The following is a 3,094-nucleotide window of genomic DNA, read 5'->3' on the forward strand; positions in this document are numbered from 1 at the left end:
TTCGAGGCTCTTTTGTCCTGCTCTTGTTTCAATTAACTATAAATTGCTCGAGTTATTTTTAATTGTTGAATAAAAGGAAAAAAGGAAGACTTTCTGGATGAAAAACTTCCTTTTTTAGTCAATCAGTACATGCTGATTTTAATGAAATGCTACTATATTGTTTACTTTTTTAAAGATCGCAAAAAACAATCAATCTCTGCTTGAGAATGGAGAATATGCATCTTTTCTGGGTAAGTATTGTTTAAGTATTGGTATCTATCCTTAGCATTTTTTGTTCGACCATCCCAGAGAATCCAACGAATAAATTCCCAGTTGAATTGCTCGGGGCATCCCTTAGCCATACTTTCTCTCACCTTCCCTCTATATTTTAAATAGCGCTTAAAGGCTCTTAGCAAACAATTCCAAGCAGAGAAGTTTAAAAAGATGATCTGGTCAGCTTGCTCCATTCTTTCCTCATAATAACACCAAGAGTAGTTGCCATCAATGACCCAGTTTTCGTTTTTGACTAGAAAAGTTTTCATTTCGTTATGCATCCAGTCACGGTCACTGTCCTGCCAACCTGGCTGAAATTGGAGAGTATCCATATGAAGTTTTGGGATAGAGTAGTGCCTAGCTAGTTTTTCTGCCAGAGTTGATTTTCCTGATCCAGAATATCCAATGATAGCTATTTTCATAATAACCTCCAGAAAACGTGCACAAAAAAAGCTCCGAAGAGCTCATTTTGTATGCAGTTAATAATTAACCAAGTTTAGCTGCAAGACGTGCTTTATCACGGCTAGCTTTGTTTTTGTGGATCAAACCTTTAGTTTCTGCTTTATCGATAGCTGAGCTGGCAGCACGGTAAAGTTCTTCAGATGGGTTTGCTTCAAAAGCTTTGATAGCAGTACGCATAGCTGATTTTTGAGCTGAGTTCTTTTCGTTTTGTTTAACGTTCAATTCAGCGCGTTTGATAGCTGATTTAATGTTTGCCAATGTTCTTACCTCCATTTTTACTAACTATACCATTATATCTGAAAACTTACGTTTTGACAAGGGAAAATTATTTTTTTAAGTAAATTTCATCAATTTCGTGATTTTTAGATTTATGGAGAATGACCTCGGCACGATTTCGTGTTGGTTCAATGTAATTCTGGAGATTGGTTAGGTTGATACTGGTCCAAACTTGGTGGGCAAAATCCTTGACTTCACTAAGAGGAAGTTGAGTGAAACGGTAGTAATAGTTGCCTGGATCATCCTGGGCAAAGCTAAGAAGTTTTAAGAAACGATCCAAATACCAGCTTTCAATATCCTCGACAGCGGCGTCGACATAGATTGAAAAGTCAAAGAAATCAGTAATATAGAGACGGTCATTATGGGGATTTTGGAACACATTGATTCCCTCAACAATGACAAAATCAGCGGCTTCTACTCGTTGTTTTTGACCTGGGACAATATCATAGATTTCATGGGAATAAACAGGGATATCAACATCCTGCCCATTTTTAAGTTGGTCCAGGAAATTGAGCAAAGCTTCCATGTCGTAGCTCTCAGGAAAACCCTTGCGATTGAGAATATCTTGCTCAATTAAGACACTGTTTGGGTATAAAAAACCATCCGTAGTAACCAGTTCAACACTTGCTCCAGGAACGATACGAGAAAGCAAAATTTGCAAGAGACGACTAGTAGTTGATTTACCGACAGCGACACTTCCTGAAACTCCGATAATGAAAGGTTGTTCTTTGCTCTCTCTTTGAAGGAAAATGCCTTTTGAAAAGGCAAGGTCTTCTTTGGAACGTTTGTAAATCTGAATCAGATGTGATAGTGGCAGATAGATATCAGTAACATCTTGTAGGCTAATCTGGTCATTGAAACTCTTAATGGAATCTAATTCTTCCTCGGTCAAGGGAGGAGTTGTTTTGCGATGCAGGGATTGCCAAGTTTCGCGGTTTATCTTTTCAAAATGTAAAAATTCGTTGGTCATTTGTTTTCCTCTAGATATTTTGTCTATCATACCATAAAAAGCTAAAAAAATGAAGCGGTTTCTTGAATGTGGTAAGTCAGTAGTATATACTATAAGTAGATAGAGGATGAACAAATTATTGATGAAGTAGGAGCCGGTTTCTCCTGATTTTATCAGCTAATAAAGGGGGCTTTTTAGTTCACAACTTATAGGAGGTGTACTATGAAAATCTTAAAAAGTTACATATTGGAACTCTGTTTTATTTTAAGTTTTGCTTTACCTTTTATAAAAGGAGCCAATGCAGATAATGGTAGACGTTTTGTGGAAATTTATTACGGTTTTACTTTTTTGATGGAACATGCTATTGTAACAGCTGTCTTTATCTGTTCGCTCTTAATTGCTTTCTTACTAAAAAAACGGTGGACGAAATGGCTTGCTGCTAGTAGTTATCTATTTTTGATTTTGTGGATTGCTACAGAGGGTTATTTATTCCGCATGTCAATAGAAGATTTGATACGACTGTGGACAAGTTTGGAAATCCTAACACAAACTTATCAGTTGGGCTTTTATCTAAACATCTTATTGGGAATACTGTTGATAATTAAGTATTTGAAGGTAAAGCAATAGTAATCAAAATGCGTCTGATTATAGACAATAAATTTGTTGTTTTATCCTGACTGTGATACCTTGTAGCTCCCAATGACTTGTCATTCGTTTCCAATAATTGATTGAGATTGAAGAACAGCGCTTTCTTTGTTAAAATATAAGGGGGAAAACCTATAAAGGAGGTGCTAAGATGAAAACGAGATTAAGAGATAAGATCTTGGTTTTGATCAGTCTGTTTGTAGTTGTTTTATGGTTATCACCAAACTGGATTAATTTTTCCTTTTCTATCGGACTTCACTCCTATAACTGGACCACTTTTGTTCTTTTTATTTTATTGCCCCTCGTAGGTCTTGGCTACCTTGTGCTAGCATTCTTTGAAAGAAAGTGGTGGCTCTTCTTTTTGGGTTTAGCTTGTATCTTTGCTTTTCCGATTACCATGGCAGTAGGGAGCTTTTTACTAGGGCCCTAATCCTAATCAGAACTTATATTATTTTTGTGGAAATACAACATGATTTAAGGCTAAATTCCCAAACTAAGTTCCACCGCTAG

Annotated in this window: 5 protein-coding genes; 2 read left to right on the forward strand and 3 right to left on the reverse strand. The window is 36.5% G+C overall.

All coding sequences use genetic code 11. The annotated features are described in order from the left end of the window. Positions 1–161: 161 nt before the first annotated feature. The 3 genes from HMPREF2837_RS07015 to coaA form a co-directional block, all read right to left on the reverse strand. Complete coding sequence (locus HMPREF2837_RS07015; RefSeq protein WP_049549537.1) at positions 162–674, reverse strand: DNA topology modulation protein; 513 nt, start codon at positions 672–674, stop codon at positions 162–164. A gap of 64 nt (positions 675–738) precedes the next feature. Beyond that, positions 739–987 (reverse strand): 30S ribosomal protein S20, encoded by a 249-nt coding sequence (gene rpsT, locus HMPREF2837_RS07020; RefSeq protein ID WP_029689628.1) that lies wholly within the window; start codon positions 985–987, stop codon positions 739–741. Positions 988–1,039: 52 nt separating this feature from the next. After that, positions 1,040–1,960 carry a type I pantothenate kinase gene (coaA, locus tag HMPREF2837_RS07025; RefSeq protein ID WP_049549536.1) on the reverse strand — a complete coding sequence of 307 codons (921 nt, stop codon included), beginning with the start codon at positions 1,958–1,960 and terminating at the stop codon, positions 1,040–1,042. Between the two features lie 201 nt (positions 1,961–2,161). Here coaA and HMPREF2837_RS07030 point away from each other — a divergent pair, with 201 nt between their 5' ends. Both HMPREF2837_RS07030 and HMPREF2837_RS07035 read left to right on the forward strand, forming a co-directional pair. Further along, positions 2,162–2,566, forward strand: a complete 405-nt coding sequence (locus tag HMPREF2837_RS07030; protein ID WP_049549535.1) for a hypothetical protein — start codon at positions 2,162–2,164, stop codon at positions 2,564–2,566. A gap of 169 nt (positions 2,567–2,735) precedes the next feature. Then, positions 2,736–3,014: a hypothetical protein gene (locus tag HMPREF2837_RS07035; RefSeq protein WP_049549534.1), complete on the forward strand. Its 279-nt coding sequence runs from the start codon at positions 2,736–2,738 to the stop codon at positions 3,012–3,014. The last annotated feature ends 80 nt before the right edge of the window (positions 3,015–3,094 follow it).

Origin of the sequence: Streptococcus sp. HMSC071D03 (genome assembly GCF_001812125.1) — a bacterium.
Taxonomy (GTDB): domain Bacteria; phylum Bacillota; class Bacilli; order Lactobacillales; family Streptococcaceae; genus Streptococcus; species Streptococcus pseudopneumoniae_N.

Excerpts from the sequence above, each read along its gene's own strand:
- coaA (WP_049549536.1), bottom strand. The coding sequence starts at position 1,960 with ATGACCAACGAATTTTTACATTTTGAAAAGATAAACCGCGAAACTTGG.
- HMPREF2837_RS07035 (WP_049549534.1), top strand. The coding sequence starts at position 2,736 with ATGAAAACGAGATTAAGAGATAAGATCTTGGTTTTGATCAGTCTGTTT.
- HMPREF2837_RS07030 (WP_049549535.1), top strand. The coding sequence starts at position 2,162 with ATGAAAATCTTAAAAAGTTACATATTGGAACTCTGTTTTATTTTAAGT.
- rpsT (WP_029689628.1), bottom strand. The coding sequence starts at position 987 with ATGGAGGTAAGAACATTGGCAAACATTAAATCAGCTATCAAACGCGCT.
- HMPREF2837_RS07015 (WP_049549537.1), bottom strand. The coding sequence starts at position 674 with ATGAAAATAGCTATCATTGGATATTCTGGATCAGGAAAATCAACTCTG.